This is a genomic window from Richelia intracellularis HH01 (assembly GCF_000350105.1).
Lineage (GTDB): Bacteria > Cyanobacteriota > Cyanobacteriia > Cyanobacteriales > Nostocaceae > Richelia > Richelia intracellularis.
The window spans coordinates 1-18,508 of the sequence record NZ_CAIY01000054.1 but is presented as its reverse complement, the minus strand read 5'-3'; the positions used below and the strand labels follow the sequence as shown (position 1 = coordinate 18,508).

The 18,508-nt window shown below is 32.6% G+C and carries 9 protein-coding genes, 1 tRNA gene and 1 pseudogene; 10 read left to right on the top strand and 1 reads right to left on the bottom strand.

Annotated elements, in window-relative coordinates; all coding sequences use genetic code 11:
* Positions 1-194: 194 nt before the first annotated feature.
* The 5 genes from bchH to RINTHH_RS06760 all read left to right on the top strand — a co-directional run bounded on the left by bchH (position 195) and on the right by RINTHH_RS06760 (position 10,379).
* Positions 195-3,857 carry a magnesium chelatase subunit H gene (gene bchH, locus RINTHH_RS06780; RefSeq protein WP_008234580.1) on the top strand — a complete coding sequence of 1,221 codons (3,663 nt, stop codon included), beginning with the start codon at positions 195-197 and terminating at the stop codon, positions 3,855-3,857.
* Between the two features lie 116 nt (positions 3,858-3,973).
* Positions 3,974-4,834, top strand: coding sequence for a tetratricopeptide repeat protein (locus RINTHH_RS06775; RefSeq protein ID WP_008234578.1), 861 nt, complete (start codon positions 3,974-3,976; stop codon positions 4,832-4,834).
* Positions 4,835-6,330: 1,496 nt separating this feature from the next.
* Positions 6,331-7,638: a glutamate-5-semialdehyde dehydrogenase gene (locus RINTHH_RS06770; RefSeq protein WP_044304815.1), complete on the top strand. Its 1,308-nt coding sequence runs from the start codon at positions 6,331-6,333 to the stop codon at positions 7,636-7,638.
* A gap of 1,790 nt (positions 7,639-9,428) precedes the next feature.
* A complete protein-coding gene (locus RINTHH_RS06765) occupies positions 9,429-9,854 on the top strand; it encodes a phosphomannose isomerase type II C-terminal cupin domain (RefSeq protein ID WP_008234575.1) in 426 nt (141 codons plus the stop codon).
* A 180-nt stretch (positions 9,855-10,034) separates the two neighbouring features.
* On the top strand, positions 10,035-10,379 hold the full coding sequence (locus tag RINTHH_RS06760) for a HesB/IscA family protein (protein ID WP_008234573.1): 345 nt from the start codon (positions 10,035-10,037) through the stop codon (positions 10,377-10,379).
* A gap of 767 nt (positions 10,380-11,146) precedes the next feature.
* On the opposite strand, the pseudogene RINTHH_RS11575 reads toward RINTHH_RS06760, so the two are convergent.
* A pseudogene (locus tag RINTHH_RS11575) lies at positions 11,147-12,852 on the bottom strand (poly(A) polymerase); the annotation flags it as partial.
* A gap of 1,065 nt (positions 12,853-13,917) precedes the next feature.
* Here RINTHH_RS11575 and psbZ point away from each other — a divergent pair.
* The 5 genes from psbZ (at position 13,918) to rpmB (ending at position 17,990) form a co-directional block, all read left to right on the top strand.
* Entirely contained in the window at positions 13,918-14,106 is a 189-nt protein-coding gene (gene psbZ / locus RINTHH_RS06750) for a photosystem II reaction center protein PsbZ (protein ID WP_008234558.1), read from the top strand.
* 199 nt (positions 14,107-14,305) lie between these two features.
* Positions 14,306-14,818: a 6,7-dimethyl-8-ribityllumazine synthase gene (ribH, locus tag RINTHH_RS06745; RefSeq protein WP_008234554.1), complete on the top strand. Its 513-nt coding sequence runs from the start codon at positions 14,306-14,308 to the stop codon at positions 14,816-14,818.
* A gap of 244 nt (positions 14,819-15,062) precedes the next feature.
* Positions 15,063-15,134, top strand: a tRNA-Gly gene (locus RINTHH_RS06740).
* A gap of 1,614 nt (positions 15,135-16,748) precedes the next feature.
* Complete coding sequence (locus RINTHH_RS06735; RefSeq protein ID WP_008234552.1) at positions 16,749-17,429, top strand: uracil-DNA glycosylase; 681 nt, start codon at positions 16,749-16,751, stop codon at positions 17,427-17,429.
* Positions 17,430-17,753: 324 nt separating this feature from the next.
* Positions 17,754-17,990 carry a 50S ribosomal protein L28 gene (rpmB, locus tag RINTHH_RS06730; protein WP_008234549.1) on the top strand — a complete coding sequence of 79 codons (237 nt, stop codon included), beginning with the start codon at positions 17,754-17,756 and terminating at the stop codon, positions 17,988-17,990.
* The last annotated feature ends 518 nt before the right edge of the window (positions 17,991-18,508 follow it).

Below are 18,508 nucleotides of genomic sequence, written 5' to 3'. Positions count from 1 at the left end.
GATTTCTTTTTCATTTTTCCTCAATTTTGCAAGTTTCTGGATAAACATTAATTTAATATGGCTGTAGAATCCCATGCAGTTTTGGCACCAACCATAAATTGAGGAATGTGTTTCTACATGGATAATAACCAGAATAACTGTTTCCAAGATCCCTCTTAAAATAAAAGTAAAGAAATACCTTTTAACGTAAGGATATGAAACGTATTGTCTTAATTGCTGGATTTGAATCCTTCAACGCTGATTTATACAGGAAAGCTGCTGTTTTGGCAACCTCCCAGTGTCAAGACCTAGATGTGCGAATTTTTAGTGATCGGGATATAAATAGCCAAAAAACTGAGGTAGAAATTGCCCTGGACGGTGCAGATGTGTTTTTTAGTAGTTTGTTATTTGATTATAATCAGGTCGTATGGTTGCGCGAACGCATTGCCCAGATTCCTATTCGTCTAGTATTCGAGTCAGCCTTAGAATTAATGGCTTGTACTAAATTGGGGACGTTTATTATTGGGGAAACAAATAAAGGTATACCTAAGCCGGTAAAATTTATACTAGACAAATTTAATAATGGTAGAGAAGAAGACAAACTAGCTAGTTATATTAGCTTTTTAAAAATTGGGCCAAAATTATTAAAATTTATACCCATTGATAGAGTTCAGAACTTACGTAATTGGTTGATTATTTATGGCTATTGGAATGCTGGTGGTATTGACAATGTTGCAGCATTATTTTGGGTGTTAGCTGAGAAATACCTGGGTTTAGAAGTTGGTGATATTCCCCCACCACTAGAAACCCCAAATATGGGATTAATTCACCCTGATTACCAGGGGTATTTTACATCTCCACGGGATTACTTAGAATGGTATAAGGTTAATTCTGTTAACGTTAGCCTTTCCGCTCATATACCAGTTGTTGGCATCCTTATCTACAGAAAACATGTAATTACTAAGCAGCCATACATATCCCAATTAATTCGTCAATTTGAAACGGATGGTTTAATCCCCCTACCCATATTTATTAATGGTGTAGAAGGACATGTTGCTGTAAGAGATTGGATGACTACTGAGCATGAAATTCAACAACGTAAAAATGGTCATACAGAAATTCTCTCTCTCTCTCCAGATGCAGTAGAAGTGAATATTATTGTTTCAACGATTGGGTTCCCATTAGTAGGAGGTCCTGCAGGGTCAATGAAAGCAGGAAGACAAGTTGAAGTAGCTAAATGGATTTTGGCAGCAAAGAATGTGCCTTATATTGTTGCTGCACCCTTATTAATCCAAGATGTTTACTCTTGGACAAGGCAAGGTATTGGGGGATTGCAAAGCATTGTATTATATGCACTACCAGAATTGGATGGTGCAATTGATACAGTTCCTCTTGGTGGTTTGGTGGGGGAGAATATCTATTTGATTCCAGAGAGATTACAAAGGTTAATTGGCAGAGTTAAAAATTGGATTAATTTACGACGTAAACCGATTCCTGAAAGAAAAATCGCCGTGATTTTGTACGGATTCCCTCCTGGTTATGGAGCCGTAGGAACAGCAGCACTATTAAATGTTCCTCGGAGTTTAATCAAGTTTTTGGAAGGTTTGAAGGAACAAGGTTATACAGTTGGTGAGTTACCAAAGAACGGAGAAGATTTAATTCGTCAGGTGAAGGATGCAGATCAATTTAATATTACAGTTGATGAATCTGCAACAACACTTATTCCCAACACAGTTAATGTAAGAAAGTTAGAGAAATGGTTGGGGTATCTAGGTACTTCCCAAATTCAGAGGCAGTGGAAGTCATTAAAGGACAGTGGAATTAAGACTTTTGGGGATAGTTTACATATAGGGGGAATACATCTGGGAAATGTCTGGATTGGTGTACAACCCCCTCTAGGTATTCAAGGTGATCCAATGCGATTAATGTTTGAGCGGGATATGACTCCACATCCTCAATATGCTGCTTTTTATAAATGGTTACAAAATGATTTACAAGCGGATGCAGTAGTTCATTTTGGTATGCATGGGACAGTGGAATGGTTACCGGGTTCGCCATTGGGAAATACTGGTTATTCTTGGTCAGATATTCTGCTGGGAGATTTACCTAATCTGTACATATATGCAGCGAATAATCCTTCTGAGTCTATTTTGGCTAAGCGTCGTGGTTATGGGGTATTGATTTCTCACAATGTACCTCCCTATGGACGTGCAGGATTGTATAGGGAGTTAGTTACATTACGAGATTTAATTGTTGAGTATCGGGAAGACCCGCAGAAAAATTATGTTTTGAAGGAGGGTATTTGCAAAAAGATCGTGGATACTGGTTTGGATATTGATTATCCATTTGATGAGGCCAATCAGTTAGGGATTGCTTTTAATCCAGAAAATGTTCAATTGTTTAATAGTCATGCTTTTGATCATTATTTATTAGATTTATATGAGTATTTACAGGTGTTGGAAAACCGCCTATTTTCTTCAGGGTTACATGTTTTAGGAGAAGCACCTAACCAAAATGAAATGCAATCATATCTGCAAGCGTATTTTGGGGGGGATGCAGAACCAAAAACAGAGAAAGTTATTAGAGATTTATTAATGCAGAGTACGGACGAGTTGAATAATCTATTACGAGGCTTGAATGGAGAGTATATTCCATCTGCCCCAGGTGGTGATTTATTGCGAGATGGTGCAGGAGTCCTACCAACAGGAAGAAATATACATGCTTTAGATCCCTATAGAATGCCTTCTCAGGCCGCTTATGAGAGAGGACAGAGTATAGCAATAAATATTCTTCAAAAACACCTAGATGAATATGGGAAATACCCAGAAACTGTGGCAGTTTTACTATGGGGTTTGGATGCAATCAAAACTAAGGGAGAGTCTTTGGGAATTATTTTGGAATTAGTAGGTGCAGAACCTATTAAAGAAGGAACAGGAAGAATTGTACGTTATGAACTAAAATCTTTGAGTAAGCTGAGACATCCTCGCATTGATGTGTTGGGAAATTTATCGGGAATTTTCCGGGATACTTTTATGAATATTATTGAGTTATTGGATGATTTATTTCAACGAGCTGCCAATGTTGATGAATCAGAAGAAAAAAATTTCATCAGGAAACACGCCTTGGCATTAAAAAGCCAGGGTATAGAAAACGTTTCAGCAAGACTATTTTCTAATCCTGTTGGTGATTTTGGTTCTCTAGTAAATGAAAAAATTGTAGATGGGAACTGGGAATCGGGGGAAGAGTTGGCAAATATTTGGGAAAGTCGTAATGTATTTAGTTATGGTAAGCAAGATAAAGGTCAAGCACGCCCAGAAATATTAAAACAATTATTACAAACAAGTGATCGGATTGTTCAGGAAATTGATTCAGTAGAGTATGGTTTAACAGATATACAAGAATATTATGCAAATATGGGAGGGTTAAAGAAAGCTGCAGAAAAACAAGGGGGAAAAAAGGTTGCTACCAGTTTAGTGGAAAGTTTCTCAAAAGATACAAAATCTCATACCTTAGACGATTTGTTGCGGATGGAATATCGTACTAAGTTTTTAAATCCTAAATGGGCTGATGCAATGGTTAATGAAGGCTCAGGAGGCGTTTATGAGATTTCCCAACGTATGACGGCGATAATTGGCTGGGGCGGTACAGCAGATTTCACTGATAATTGGGTATATGATCAAGCAGCAGATACTTATGCTTTAGATACAGAAATGGCAGAGAAATTGCGTAAGGCAAATCCGGAGGCATTTCAGAATATTTTGGGCAAGATGTTAGAAGCCCATAGACGTGGGTTTTGGCAAGCAAGTGAAGATAAATTACAAAAGCTACAAGACCTATATGACTTGACAAATGACGATTTAGAAGGGATACTAGCTTAATATATTTGGGTTCATCAGTGTCATTTTACTTTAAACTTCTAGAAGTCTATCCTATTGTTAAGTTACCTAACATAGAACTAGCGCAAGAATACCAAGTTTAAGAGGAATTAGATCTGATGTTATCATCAACATCCCCACTAACTCTCCACCAATTTACAAGGGGATTAGGTTTGTATTGGAAGTCAAATTACATATACTTGATTTTCAAAAGATTTGCAGTTAAAGTTTTTATTATGATTTTTCTAGGTTCAATTTTGATATTTGGCTGGGTAAACAAGGCTATTGCAGCCGAAAATTTTCAAATAGTACAGGAAAAATTTAATAAGTCGGGATATCTAAGTCATCATCCCTTAAATGCAGAAATCATTAGTGAATTTTCCTTTAACAAGACACAATATAGTAATCAGCATAATGTAAAGGTAAAAAATCAAAACAAGTTGAAAGTGGCTATTGGAAATTACAACAAGTCTGTTGGAGTGTCCCCAAATGAAGATAATTTTTATTTGAATGGAGATAATGCTTGGAGAAAATCTACAAGATGGAATAAAGCAATCGTAGATTATAATCCGGAGTCAGACTTTAAGAATGTAATTGCGTATAAGGAACAGAACGATGCTAAAGTTGATTGGGTAAATAGAAATAGAGCAAGTGCAGATTATCAAAAGTTAACAGAAATCAATCCTGAATTCTTATGGGTAATGGCTAATCAAGCCTTAGAATTATATGAAACTGGAGAGAAAGAAAGTGCGATAACAATGATGAAAAATATTGTTCGCAAATACCCACGGTTTGCAGATATGCGTGCTGCCCTAACTGCTGCATACTGGGCAAATGGTCAGTTAGGAGAAGCAAAAAGCCATTGGATATCAGCTTATGGGCTGGATAGCCGTTATAAGGATATTTATTGGGTTGAAAATGTACGCTGTTGGCCCCCCAGTCTAATAGTAGCACTAAAAGATTTTTTGAAACTGCAATAATCAAAAATGTCGAATAAATCGGGCTCAATTTGAAATTCTGTGACCATATTTATCTGCGAGATATTATTTTATCCTTACATTCCATTAAACAAAAGTTTAATAGTGTAGAGCAGTGAGTATTCAAAAGCATCACACTCATTAACAATGACTATAGTAAGCCACGGTGTTTCGGCTATGTTAGTTTCATGCAAAAAATATATGTGATTGACTCAAATCTTGATTTTTACTCTTCTGTTATTGGTATCATTATCTATATTTGATATTTTTATTAGAGATATAATAATGATTATTCCAATGTATTTCTGGCCTAAATAAACTCCAAAGTTATTTTACTTGAAATTCTTACCATTATACCTTATTTTATACCACCTATGCCATAAGTATGGAACTTCTCATCATGAACTTTTACTAAATTTACCTTGATTAACAATCATATCCCTTGTTATAGTCCATTTCCAGGAAATTATTATAAGTATGTATTTATTATTTAGCAGAAAATGCAATGTTTGCTTTTATAAAAGTTGACAGATTTGAATGTATATTAAGCTATATCAGTTATACTTTTCTTCGCTTAATCAAAATAACCAAAACACTATCCCTTACTCTTTGATTTGATTATAGGGTAAGGTTTTTCTCTTAAATTTGATTGCTATCTACCCATTTTTAGGGGGTGTTAAATATTTCCCAGTATATTTGTAAGCTAAATCAGACTGAAATATAGATTTTGCATACATTAAAAATTTATATGAACGTTTGATTAATAGTATGAAAATTTTCTTTTTCTCTAATCTTTTTGTGTTAAATTATAAACTTGCTCATGTTAGGAAAATCCCATAACCCAATATATTAATTTACCCTTTAAGTTTACCTCTTACCTACTTTCAAATTTGATGTTATTGATTGGATCATATCTGAAGAGTTGTTTTTTTTTACAATACACTTCAACCAGTTAAACATAATTATGAAGCCCAGATGCTTTGGGTGATAAAAGTCGTCTTCTATATTTTGTTATAAGGCTTAAGATACTATAGTTTAACTAGGGAGTATTCATTCTTATGGAAAGCATAAATACTATTTCCATAATCTCCATAATTACCAAAAGTGATTTATATCAGGGGGTTGACCAAGTGGTTTTCAAGCTAGAATAAACTAAGAGCTTTGTCGTATTTATAATTTGGATTAGTAGAGAGTCATGTTCATGGGTTTATAAAGGTTTATAAATTACCCAAGGGCTATAATTCATACCCTGAAAAATAAGGTAACTTCCATGATACTGAATCATAAGTAAGCAAGTTGCGTAATTTTTGCACTTCTAAATAATAAATTTTCAAATATCCTCTAACTAATATTAATAAAATAATTGTATTTCTTCGTATACTCAAAATTAAGATAGTAAAGATAATTAGTTATAATTTTAAGCCTGAGATAAAGTACTGAAACGTTAAATAAGTGCTATTATATATAGAAAAAATAGGTAATAAGTTTGACCTGGTGTTATGACCATTGATGTTGATAATGCATCTACTCTAATTGAAACTGCTAGGAAAACTAAACTAGCAGCATTGAAGCTGGCAATTCTGCCCACAGAAGTAAAGAATCAAGCGATTGAAGAAGTTGCAAGTGCTTTGGAATCTGCCAAGACCGATATTCTAGAAGCAAATATTGCTGATTGTCAATCTGCCGAGGCTGATGGAATGAGCAGACAATTATATAAAAGATTGCGACTAGACGAGTATAAGTTACGTGATGCAATCACTGGTATTAGGGATTTACATAACCTTGCTGACCCTGTAGGTGTAGTGCAGATTCACAGGGAAATTGATGCCGGGTTAATTATGAAGAGGATAACTTGCCCCTTAGGAGTTTTAGGGGTGATTTTTGAAGCTCGTCCGGAAGCTGCTATTCAAATTGCTCCATTGGCAATTAAATCAGGAAACGGGGTTATCCTTAAGAGTGGGAAGGAAGCTAAGCATTCCTGTGAGGTTATAGTCAAAGTTATTAAACAAGGTTTATCAAATACAATAGTCAGTCCTGATATAGTGCAATTGGTAAAAACTAGAGAAGAAACATTAAAGCTATTAAAAATGGACAGATTTCTAGATTTAATTATCCCTCGTGGTTCTAAATCATTTGTGCGGTTTGTCCAAGAAAATACCAATATCCCTGTACTTGGACACGCAGATGGTATTTGTCACTTATATATAGACAAAGCTGCAGATATGGAAAAGTCAGTGGCAATTACTGTAGATGCAAAAGCTCAATACCCTGCTGCTTGTAATGCTATTGAAACCCTATTAATACATTCAAGTATCGCATATGGGTTTTTACCACCGATTGCAGCTGCCTTACAATCATTGAATATAGAGTTAAGGGGAGATAAAACTACTCGCGATATACTACCAAATATTGCAGTTGCAACGGATTATGATTGGGAAACAGAATATAGCGATTTAATATTAGCAATCAAAATAGTTGATAGTTTAGAAGATGCGATAACTCACATTAACCATTATGGCTCTAAACACACTGACACAATTATTACAGAAGACAGTAAAGCAGCTGAAATTTTTCTGGCAATGGTAGATTCTGCTGGGGTATACCACAATTGCTCTACTAGGTTTGCAGATGGTTTTCGTTACGGGTTTGGTGCAGAGGTGGGAATTAGCACCCAGAAAACACTTCCTCGTGGTCCTGTAGGATTAGAAGGTTTGGTAACATACAAGTATACAATGGTTGGTAATGCTCATATTGCATTGAATTACACTGGTGATAATGCTAAATCTTTTACACACCGCGATTTATAATAATAAATGTAAGTCAAAATAAGATTATTTATAGTCCTAAAATTTTAATAGAACCCTACCTGATAATGGACTTTAGTAGTATTAAATATTTGGAGTAATAGTAGTACTTCTATTCTGGTAAATACTTTCCTAAGTTCTTATCAAGAATTCATACTTCTTTCTTTTGAATATTAGGTAATGTTTGTACTCTAGAATGTTATTCTAGCAAAACAATAAATATTAATAGTAGAATTTACCTCTCTTATAAAATACAAATTTATTGTAGGACTTTTGGGCTTGGACTTTATTATATTTGATATATATGAAAAGTTTAGTGAGTGGAATATATCAATTAGGGTATTTCTAATATGTTAAAATTTTTCATAGCTTTTGTATAGAGCTAAGTAGTTATTTAAGGATTGTAAAAAAGTTAATATTATTTTTCCATAACAATCTGTGAAAAACTCAACTGGTAAATTATCTATATTGAAAGTTCAGGTAAATTCAAAATGTTATCATATACAACATATGGCGATTGAAAATCTCAGGTTTCTACTTTTTCTTTTAGATTTTGTATAGTTTTTATGGATAATAACCTCAGAGCATGACATTTACTCAATAATTTATTAAAGTCAGTTTACAGTGGCATTTGTAATTTGCCTACAATTTATATTTTTTAGAAAGCATATAAAATAAAGAGCAACTCTTGAGAGTAAGTAATCCAATTTAATAGAAAAATATTTCATCCTGTATTAGCAAATTTCAGTACTTTATATTCCACCCTATAATATTGGATCAGGATATAAACTTCGTTTATATTAACCTCGGAACATATAATTTTACATTCTATTATAATTCCAGGATTTCCCAATATTTAATTTTTACTGACTTTAATTTAGACAAAATAATATAGAGAATTTGCTGAGATCTTTTTTGTGAAGTTTATGAGGTTATAACTGGCAAAATTAATAGATTTAATTTTGCCAGTTATAACCTATAAGAAGAGGAATATAATTGTTATATTTAAAAGTAAAGACATATTCATAATAACTTAGAATTATTAGGTAAAACCAATAAAATATTAGTTTTAAGCAAGGTAAATTTAGAAGAAATTTTTGATGAAAAATTACAGGATTCTGAAGATACAGAATATCTGTTTGCAAGAGTATTCATATAATATTCTGATTTAAATGAATGACATGGCTTTATAAAGAATCATAGTGTGATAGGGTCTATCCAAGCACAAGAAATAGATGTTTTAAACTATCTTAGTATCAGAAAAATTAAAATTGAGAGTTTATTAAAACTTATATACAACTTACATAAAGTATCTCTTAGATGTGATAAATATGGTATAACCAATAACATTTGCGGTTGAATTAGTGCATCTTAGCTTTATACTATATGGCAGTATATAACAAGCTTCCCTAACAAATAGAATTACATAACTTGAACTTAAAATATTTATCTTTAAATAACTTAGACAAAATTATTGGATCTTGGAAATAAGATATGAAGGAAATATAAATCATGGATTTTGCAATCTGCAGTGTCAATTATATTCAAAGAAATTCGATTTTACTTCTCTTTTTAAAGCTAGGAAAAAGTAGATATTTATCGAATAATAAATTTATATAAAGTTGGTGATTTCGACAGTTTTTAAGAACATCATTAATATTTATTTTGCTATCCTTAGCGGGAAAGGGTTAAATAACCAGTGTTTGATTTTATCAACACAACATCATAATTCATGATGTTGCAAAAATTTAGTAATACCAAGAAAATCTCTTGTATCTGTTAAGGAGTTAAATATGGCCCAATCTCAGAAATCTACTTATATTGCACCATTGCCTGTTCCTCCTAATGCAACTCCTAAAGGGATTGCTGCAACAGAATTACGTCCTTGGGGTTCCTTTACTATTTTAGAAGAAGGACGGGGATATAAAATAAAACGTATTGAAGTTAAACCTGGTCATCGTCTAAGCCTGCAAATGCACTATCATCGTAGCGAACACTGGATTGTTGTATCTGGTACAGCTAAAGTTATTTGTGGCGACCAAGAAATTTTATTAAGTAATAATCTTTCTACTTATGTACCTCAGTGTACTCCTCATCGCTTGGAAAATCCCGGTTCAATTGATCTTGTTTTAATTGAAGTCCAAAATGGGGAATACTTAGGAGAAGATGATATTGTCCGTTATCAAGATGATTATTCCCGTATGCCTGTCAATAACTGAGCATCATAAAAGCGGTAATTCAGATATAGCTGTTTTGATTTCATTATTTCTAAGACCAGAACACCATAATGATTGAATATTTATTTATACAAAACTAAATTTCTGATTTTGTTGGTATGGACAATTTACACCCCATCAGTAAGATTAAAGATGGGGTTTATAATTGGAATAAAAATTTTTATGATTGAGATTAGTCCAAATGCTGCAAAAGAAATTCGACGATTAATAATAAAGCAGCAAGTATTAAACAATCGTTTTCATTTATCAGTCAGGCCTGGTGGTTGCAATGATTTTGTTTACAATCTCTCGTTTAATGTTGAGCAGACGGAGCCTTTTAACAAAAATCACATATTTAATTGTAATGGGATTGAAGTGATTATTAGCTCTGAAAGTTTAAATTTTATCAATGGGCTAAAGTTAGATTATTCTGAGGATTTAATGGGAGGTACTTTCCGTTTTTATAATCCTCAGGCAGGAGCAACTTGTAGTTGTGGTTATTCTTTTTCTTTAAAGATAATTTACTAAGATTTTAGAATATATCCCCTCATATAATTAGTTAATGTAAAATATTCTTACTCTTTTTTTCTCACTAAAGAACTCGCAGTTTCAAAACATTAAGAGTAAAAATGCCAATTAAATTATAGCTTTTTCCTAAATAAAAAATATGATTATTAATCAGTAAATGTTACGTGGTTACTACTGAAAAGTCAATTAGGGATTTAAAATCCCAATAATAGTAATGTTATTAAAATATTATTTATCAACTTCATTAAACTTGATAAATAAGTACTATTTGGAGAGATTATACAGATAAATTATGATCATAATTTATCTAATTAGAAATTTATATCTTTATTAATATGCTCAAATTTTTATAAACTTGAGGATTATTACTAATGTTGAGATAAGACTTCTATGAATAGACTAGTTACTGGATATTATTTCCATTCCAAATATATTTTCTGCCAACAATAACATTGCATATATAATAATTGTCAGATATAGGCTAGCAAGCTTAGACTATGTGGGGGTAGTCAGCTAGGGTAACTGCTAATAATTCAACAAGCAATTCCACAGCAGATACCTCATTCTCTTGCTCAATTAGTATTTTATGAGATTATAAACAGTCCTAAATTACCAAGGATACTATTCGCTTAATTTGGTAATTTAGGACTGGCCACTAATAGGTAAATTGACTTGAATAATTAGTCTAATTTTTGTTAGTAACAACATAATTATATACTGGGCAGTAAATATTTTATTTTGAGTTTTTATTTCTTTTCCCATACTTTCTAATACTTAGGATAAAGTTGAGTCAGAAACTCTTTTGCTTGGTTATAATTAGTAATTTTCCCATCTAGGGTAGCAAAAAGTAAATCATCTAACATTGTTCGATATAATGGTCCTGGTTTATAACCTAGTTTCTTCAAGTCATTACCATTTATAATTGGTTGTACATACATTAGTTTATTTAAATAATGCCAAATTTGCTTCCTTAAGATTTTTGGACTATGGAGTAAAACTAATACTAATAATGGCAATTCATACTGGCGTAATAACTGTACCATCTGACTGGGCTGTTTACAATTTGTTAGGCATACTTGTATCTCAGCCCGTACAGTATCTAAACCCTGTAATCTTTTAATCTCATTTTCATATAGTTGCAGGTTCTGTATTACGACTGAACGATATTGGGGTTTTATATGTGCTATCAAGACTTCTAAACGCATCTGCCATAAGACTAACCCAACTTGATAGCTAAGCTTGTGAAAACAATAATCTAATAATCGCAATTTTAACAAAATTTGTCTATCTAATTCTAAAGTTGGATGGATACATTTTAATGCACCCAAACTACCCAATAATTGCAGAACTAATCGCCAGTGGGAATTTTCTAAAATATGCTTCAATTCGTTTTTAAGTCTGGTTTGTAGTGCCGGTACATGTTTGTTTACCTTCGTAGTATGCTCATAAATACCGCTACTAGTAGCGTAGCGAATATATTCTTGGGTTTGAGTTTCAATTTCAAAACCAAAACGCACAGCAAATCTTACACCACGGAATATTCTTGTAGGATCTTCAATAAAACTATTGGCATGTAATACTCTAATTTGTTTTGCCTCTAAATCTAATAAACCACCAAAAAAATCCAATATTTCCCCTGAAGAGGGGGGTGTAAGTTGTAAAGCCAAAGCATTAATAGTAAAGTCCCTTCGATATAAGTCTTGCCAAATAGAACTGGCTTTTACTTCCGGATTAGAAGCAGGATAGGGGTAAAATTCTGTTCTAGCAGTGGCAATATCTACATGTAAGGAGTCTAGTGTGGAATCGTTATGCCATAATAGGGCTGCCGTTTGAAAATTCCCATGGATTTCCAGCCTCGCTTCTGAATACACTGCTTGTAGTTTTTTTGCTAATTCTATCCCAGCTCCCACATCAGCATATTGATTGGGTCCATCTACCACCAAATCAATGTCCTGAATAAATAAGTCATCATTACACTTATCAGCTAATAACAAATCCCGTATGGCACCACCTACCAGGTAAAGATGCCATCCATTTTTTTTGCTTGTAAAGAAGCCTGAGCAAGAAACTCCCAGACAGCAGGAGTTAGATGTTCTCTCAATTTTCTCATAACTTCAGCTTTGCTTAATGAATGAGTGGGTACATTTAATTTCCCTTGTATTCTTTCTTTTCTAGAACACAATTTTTGTAAGTACTTATATAATTCTCTTAACACGTTTTTCTGAGTAACAATAATTATCAATCTGCCATCCTCTAGCGCTGATAAATCATCAGTTTCATGTCTTAACATCAGCGAATTTATTTGGAGTAGAGTAGTTTCAAGTATAGTTATTTTCGAGTTTTAATTCATGTAAATTTTTACGGGAGTATGACTTAAGCTCTCGTAGAGAGTAATAACTAAATCCCGTCTGGAAATAAGCCCTGTTAACTTACCACTATTATCTACTATGATCCCTCCAGAATGATTATGGCGTTACAAATTTACCTAAGCAATAGCTCTCTCAGAGTCAACGATATGCATGAGTATAGACATAAAATCTTGAGACTTAGGAATATGATAAGTTTGCCATTTCAAGCTACCCAAAATTGAGTTGTCATTTACAACATTGAGAATATTTAAATATGCCGATTGCGGACATCCATAGACACGAGTTTAAGCTTTTTGATATCTATTTGAATCTCCAATTATAGCTAAATACTCAGGTTCCTAATCTTGAGTAGTGTATTTGTTTACTTGTAGTAAAGTGCCAACTCTCATCAATTTCAAGAATTCCGATACCAAACATAATAATTCAGTTAAAAGTATATATGCACTCAAAAAACTAGAAAAAGTATGATTTTTTCCCCAGAAATTCCCTATTTTCTAAGTGATAAGTCTCAATACATTTTGCAGTTGCAGAGATGCATTTACTTCCACATACTTGGCTACTAACGATAAGCTAGCTTTTTCTAACATTATAGTCAAGGTATCTTTTCATACGTGCTCATCATATCGCAAAAAGCCAGTATTAGTATGGATACCCAAAGCAATTGCGGTTATCAGTTAAATATCCTGTTTTTATAATTCATGATGATAAGCATAGATAATAATTGACTTTAACTGAGGCAAATTCAACAATGATGATGCTTGAACCAGATAACCTCGATATTGAGTATCTGGTATATCCATAGTGAGATTTATATGAAAATTTACTGAGTATCTTTCACTTAAAGAGCATTAACCTCTATATCAGACTAAATAATCTTGCATAGTTCCATAAGGAGCAAAATATGTTAGTGAGTTTCCCTATATATCAAAATCTGTTTTGCTATGGCATAAGATTCGTTCCATTCTTCAGAGAAGTAAAAGAGTAGTGAAAAACAGGAAGTATATATCTTGAACAATTATGTATTTCCACACTTGTGTACTTGAATTGTACTAAGTCTTACTAAGATGGTGGTTTTTCTGATAACTTAACAAATATACGAAGACCATTGGCCTTCAAGTTGCGGGTGTTCTAGCTGATTAGAAATCATAGTTGTTTTGGGAGAAGGTAAAATGAATGTCATATTCCAAATAGCCTTATTAGGGCTTGTGCTTTTATCTTTTGTAATGGTAATTGGTGTACCTGTCGCCTATGCCTCTCCTCAAAATTGGGTTGAATCGAAAAAATTACTTTGGATCGGCTCCATTGCCTGGGGTACTTTAGTAATTGTAGTTGGCATCTTAAACTTTTTCGTAGTTTAAGTCACTGCTATGACTCTCATGCAGCAAATAGCATAGAAAATATAGGGGTGGGAGAGCAATCTGGTAAAAAACTGACAATCAAGTATGAAAAAGTAATCATCTTGATGATATCGATATCTCCAGATATTAGGACTCAACCACTCCTGTTACTCAGAATTTGAATGTTTATTTGCAAGCAATAGTATACTTAGAGGCGGTCATGGCAGTTTTTGAAGGTAATTTTACCCTAACAGAACCGTTAATATTTTCAATAGTTGTTGCTCGATTCAATGATTTAGTGACTAACAAATTATTAGAAGGGTGTCAAGATTGTTTAAAACGCCATGGAGTAGACACCAATACTCAAGGCTCTCAGGTTGATTATGTATGGGTTCCCGGCTGTTTTGAAGTGCCTTTAATTGCCCGAAGATTAGCACTTTCCCAGCGTTATCATGCTATTATTTGCCTAGGTGCAATTATTCGTGGACAAACTCCTCATTTTGACTATGTCTCATCAGAAGTTGCCAAGGGTGTGGCAAATGCATCTTTTCAAACAGGTGTGCCAATTATATTTGGTATACTCACCACAGACACTATGCAGCAAGCACTAGAAAGGGCTGGTATTAAAAGTAATTTAGGCTGGGAATATGCAATGAATGCGATAGAAATGGCTAGTTTGATGCAAAATATCCACTCTCATCTGACTCCGTTATATTCAGCAGAATCTACTTGATTATGCGATTTTATACCTAGTCAAACTTTAAGGCAAGTGGACTCAGAATCGAAAGGTTAAGTTTTAATTGTATATTTGAAAATCTGCAAACCCGCTAAATTTCTGCATCTTATTTTTTTATATAAAGATAAAAAAATAAGATGCATTTCTTCCTTAAAAGAGCAGATAAATGAAACAACTACCTAATTTATTGACAAATATGAAAAAAAATTGTTATTATGAATATAATATAGTTGTTTTAGTCGCGGGTATAGCTCAGTGGTAGAGCGCAACCTTGCCAAGGTTGATGTCGCGCGTTCGAATCGCGTTACCCGCTTTTCATAAAGATAGCTAAGTCTGTTCTTGTAAGGAATTGAATAATACTATGCGTTAATCTTAGTTATTGTATTCAATGACCATATTTTATTGTTCTGTATGGTTTTGCCACAATTTTAATAAGTCTAAATTTTATTGATATTTAATTTTATTGGGTTCCTATATCCTAACTACATATGGGCTCATTCGCTTTATCATCTCAGTTATTGTCAATATGATGGCGTTTTACTACTTAAAAAGTTTGGTAGGTTGCTTTAAATAAAAGTTTGGAGTTTGCAAGTTAGAGTATTAACGAGAATAGACAAACTTGACAAATAGGTTGGCAAATCGATAGTAACATGCGGTTCCGTGCGACATTATTACAGGTATTAGGAATAATTGTTTAGAATTGCGGAGTATCTAAAAAAAGGTTATTAGAAAAACAAAAAGGATATTAGTTTGACAGATGATATTCCAAGTGTTATTAATCCTATAAGGAAATTCTTAACTATTCTTATTATTCATTTTCTTACATTATTATTTTCTATACATCAAAATAATAATGTAAATTAGTTTTAATGATAATATAGACCCACATATATCTACAATATCGCAGCCATCCAAATAAGAAGCTACTTTATTCCTGAAGTATTAGATTTTTTTTTGAAATTACCATAAGTCTATATTTATTATCCAATGATAGATATCACCTTTATTTTCTAGCCTAGGTAAACTTTCTTTTGATTCTGGCATTAAAGCTAGGTTAGTCTATCCGGAACTCATAGTTATTTTTTTCTCAACTATCTACTACCAGTGTAATATAATACTCTTAGGATGATAACTTAAGAGTATCATATTACATTGGATACTAGTCATCTTGTAGTATAAGTATCTGTTATTATCCCAAGTGTTATTTATCATGCTAAACCTAATGTGTATCTAGAATATGTTCTGTATATATTATTAGGGTAACCATAAAGATTCAACTTTACCTTTCCCATGCTTTATAATGCTCTGGATTTTTAAATACCAAGATTCAACGATAATTTTCTCTAGTCTAAGAGTATTAATTATACTTTCCTTATATAAGGGTACCTTCGTATAGGTTATTAATCGTAAGCTTTAGTTCTGCATAATTATGTAGGGATGAGATTGTACAATTGATCATGATTCACTATTGTCTAATCATAGTCTTTTTGAAAACTAATGATTATTTTGCACTTGTATTTTTCTTATTATCTTTTTATTTAAAAATGCAAATTATTTTAGCCAATATTATTTATTATCCTAACTTTTTAGACTAAATTAGTTTGCATACTGAGATAATAAACATAGAGATTGATATCTTATATATTTTTTTGTTTGATATATCTACTAATATGTTAATATTTATGATGAATTAAGTTCTTGTACTTCCATCAAGTAAAGTACGATCAACTTCCTGTTTGCCCTAATAGTATTATTATACAATAAGTTAATATATAAAACCCATAGTCATGGCATATAAGAAATCAGTAATTCTTATATTAAGATTAGTTAACTGACAACCCATAAACCTAGCATTTACATGAAAAAATCTTAGTGTAATTGACATACTATCAAACACTATATAATTTTGTGGTTATCTTAATTACTCATGAATAACGAGCATCAAACCAGTTTATTTGACTATTCAGAGAGAACACAAAAAGAATTAATACCCATAAGTTTTAAAATTCCAATTCCTCAAGGAACATATGAAAGTCTGGCTGAATTAAAACAAGATTGTCAACAATGTCATCGATGCGAACTGGGAAATACCCGGGGTAATGTTGTTGTTTCCCGTGGTAATCCCCAGGCAATGATTATGGTAATAGGTGAAGCACCAGGACAATATGAGGATGAAACAGGAATACCATTTGTAGGTCGCGCAGGACAGCTACTAGATAAAATATTGATGTCAGTAAAGTTAGATCCAAATAAAGATGTGTATATTTGTAATGTTAATAATTGTCGTCCTCCTGGCAATAGAACCCCAACATCTGAGGAAATTGCTGCTTGTAAACCTTATTTATTAGAACAAATTCGCTTAGTTAACCCCAGAATAATTTTATTAACAGGTGCAACCGCTGTCAAAAGTGTAATTGGCGACAAGCAGAGAATTACCAAAATTCGTGGCAATTGGATTGAATGGCAAGGACGTTTATGTATGCCTATTTTTCATCCTTCTTACTTATTACGTAACCCATCACGTGAAAAGGGTAGTCCTAAATGGTTTATGTGGCAAGATATTCAAGCAGTAAGTGCTAAACTAGAACAGATACGTAACCAGAAGTAAAACACTATGAGGTTGCGTTAGTTAGTACATAGTAGTTATGTTGATTTTGATAGGTTTAGTTAAAGAGTCTATCAGAACGATGAAAACCAGCAAAAATAAATATATTTATTTTTGCATCACTAACATACAGCGCTACCAGGAATAATTGTAGTAAGTTTGTTGGTTTCAGTATTATTAATTTAGATGAATACAGGTATAGCTAATTGCAGTGAATTTGATTTTACTAGCTATTTAAAGAGATACAATGACCAGCATCTCCATGATTAATTCCCAAGCTTTCGATACAATAAGAAATTACGTTCTAAATTAATGGAGATTATGACTATGTCCCGTCGCTGTCAACTAACCGGAAAAAAAGCAAACAACAGCTTTGATGTGTCTCACTCCCATCGACGTACAAAACGCCTTCAACTAGCTAATTTACAAAATAAAAGGGTTTGGTGGCCAGAAGGAAATCGTTGGGTGAAATTGAAATTATCAACAAAGGCTATCAAAACTCTGGAAAAAAAAGGCTTGCAAAAAATGGCTAAAGAGGCTGGTATTAACCTCAGCCATTATTAATTTGGCAGTCAGACAACATTCCCCGATCATTAATGTATTTAGTATGGGGGATTATTTTTATAGTTTTAGCTTATAAATTACAGTTGACTTCAGAAGATTTTTCCAAAATTCTCAAAAGATAAAAAACTATACTAATTATCTTCTTATGATAATTAGTATAGCAATAGACTGAAATTAAATTAGTATTTTTGGCGTTGATTTCTAATACCCTAATATTTATTGATTCCCATAAAATTACAGTTAATTACAGAGACTTTAACATTAAGAAATTGTTGAGTCTATAAATATTTTAAGTTAATAACATAATTATTTATAATAATATTATTAAAAGCAATTATTATTTATGATTATTTATAATGACTTTAAAAATAGTAGTTTTTTGTATTTATCATATGATTTTTTTTTGCGTACCATGAAAAATTTTATAATTGCTTTCTCCAGTATAGCACTCTAATTTTTAATTTTGAGCTGGTATAATTCAAGAAATATTATTAATGTATATTAGATAAAAGGATATT

Excerpts from the sequence above, each read along its gene's own strand:
- RINTHH_RS06775 (WP_008234578.1), top strand. The coding sequence starts at position 3,974 with ATGTTATCATCAACATCCCCACTAACTCTCCACCAATTTACAAGGGGA.
- psbZ (WP_008234558.1), top strand. The coding sequence starts at position 13,918 with ATGAATGTCATATTCCAAATAGCCTTATTAGGGCTTGTGCTTTTATCT.
- ribH (WP_008234554.1), top strand. The coding sequence starts at position 14,306 with ATGGCAGTTTTTGAAGGTAATTTTACCCTAACAGAACCGTTAATATTT.
- RINTHH_RS06760 (WP_008234573.1), top strand. The coding sequence starts at position 10,035 with ATGATTGAGATTAGTCCAAATGCTGCAAAAGAAATTCGACGATTAATA.
- rpmB (WP_008234549.1), top strand. The coding sequence starts at position 17,754 with ATGTCCCGTCGCTGTCAACTAACCGGAAAAAAAGCAAACAACAGCTTT.
- bchH (WP_008234580.1), top strand. The coding sequence starts at position 195 with ATGAAACGTATTGTCTTAATTGCTGGATTTGAATCCTTCAACGCTGAT.
- RINTHH_RS06770 (WP_044304815.1), top strand. The coding sequence starts at position 6,331 with ATGACCATTGATGTTGATAATGCATCTACTCTAATTGAAACTGCTAGG.
- RINTHH_RS06735 (WP_008234552.1), top strand. The coding sequence starts at position 16,749 with ATGAATAACGAGCATCAAACCAGTTTATTTGACTATTCAGAGAGAACA.
- RINTHH_RS06765 (WP_008234575.1), top strand. The coding sequence starts at position 9,429 with ATGGCCCAATCTCAGAAATCTACTTATATTGCACCATTGCCTGTTCCT.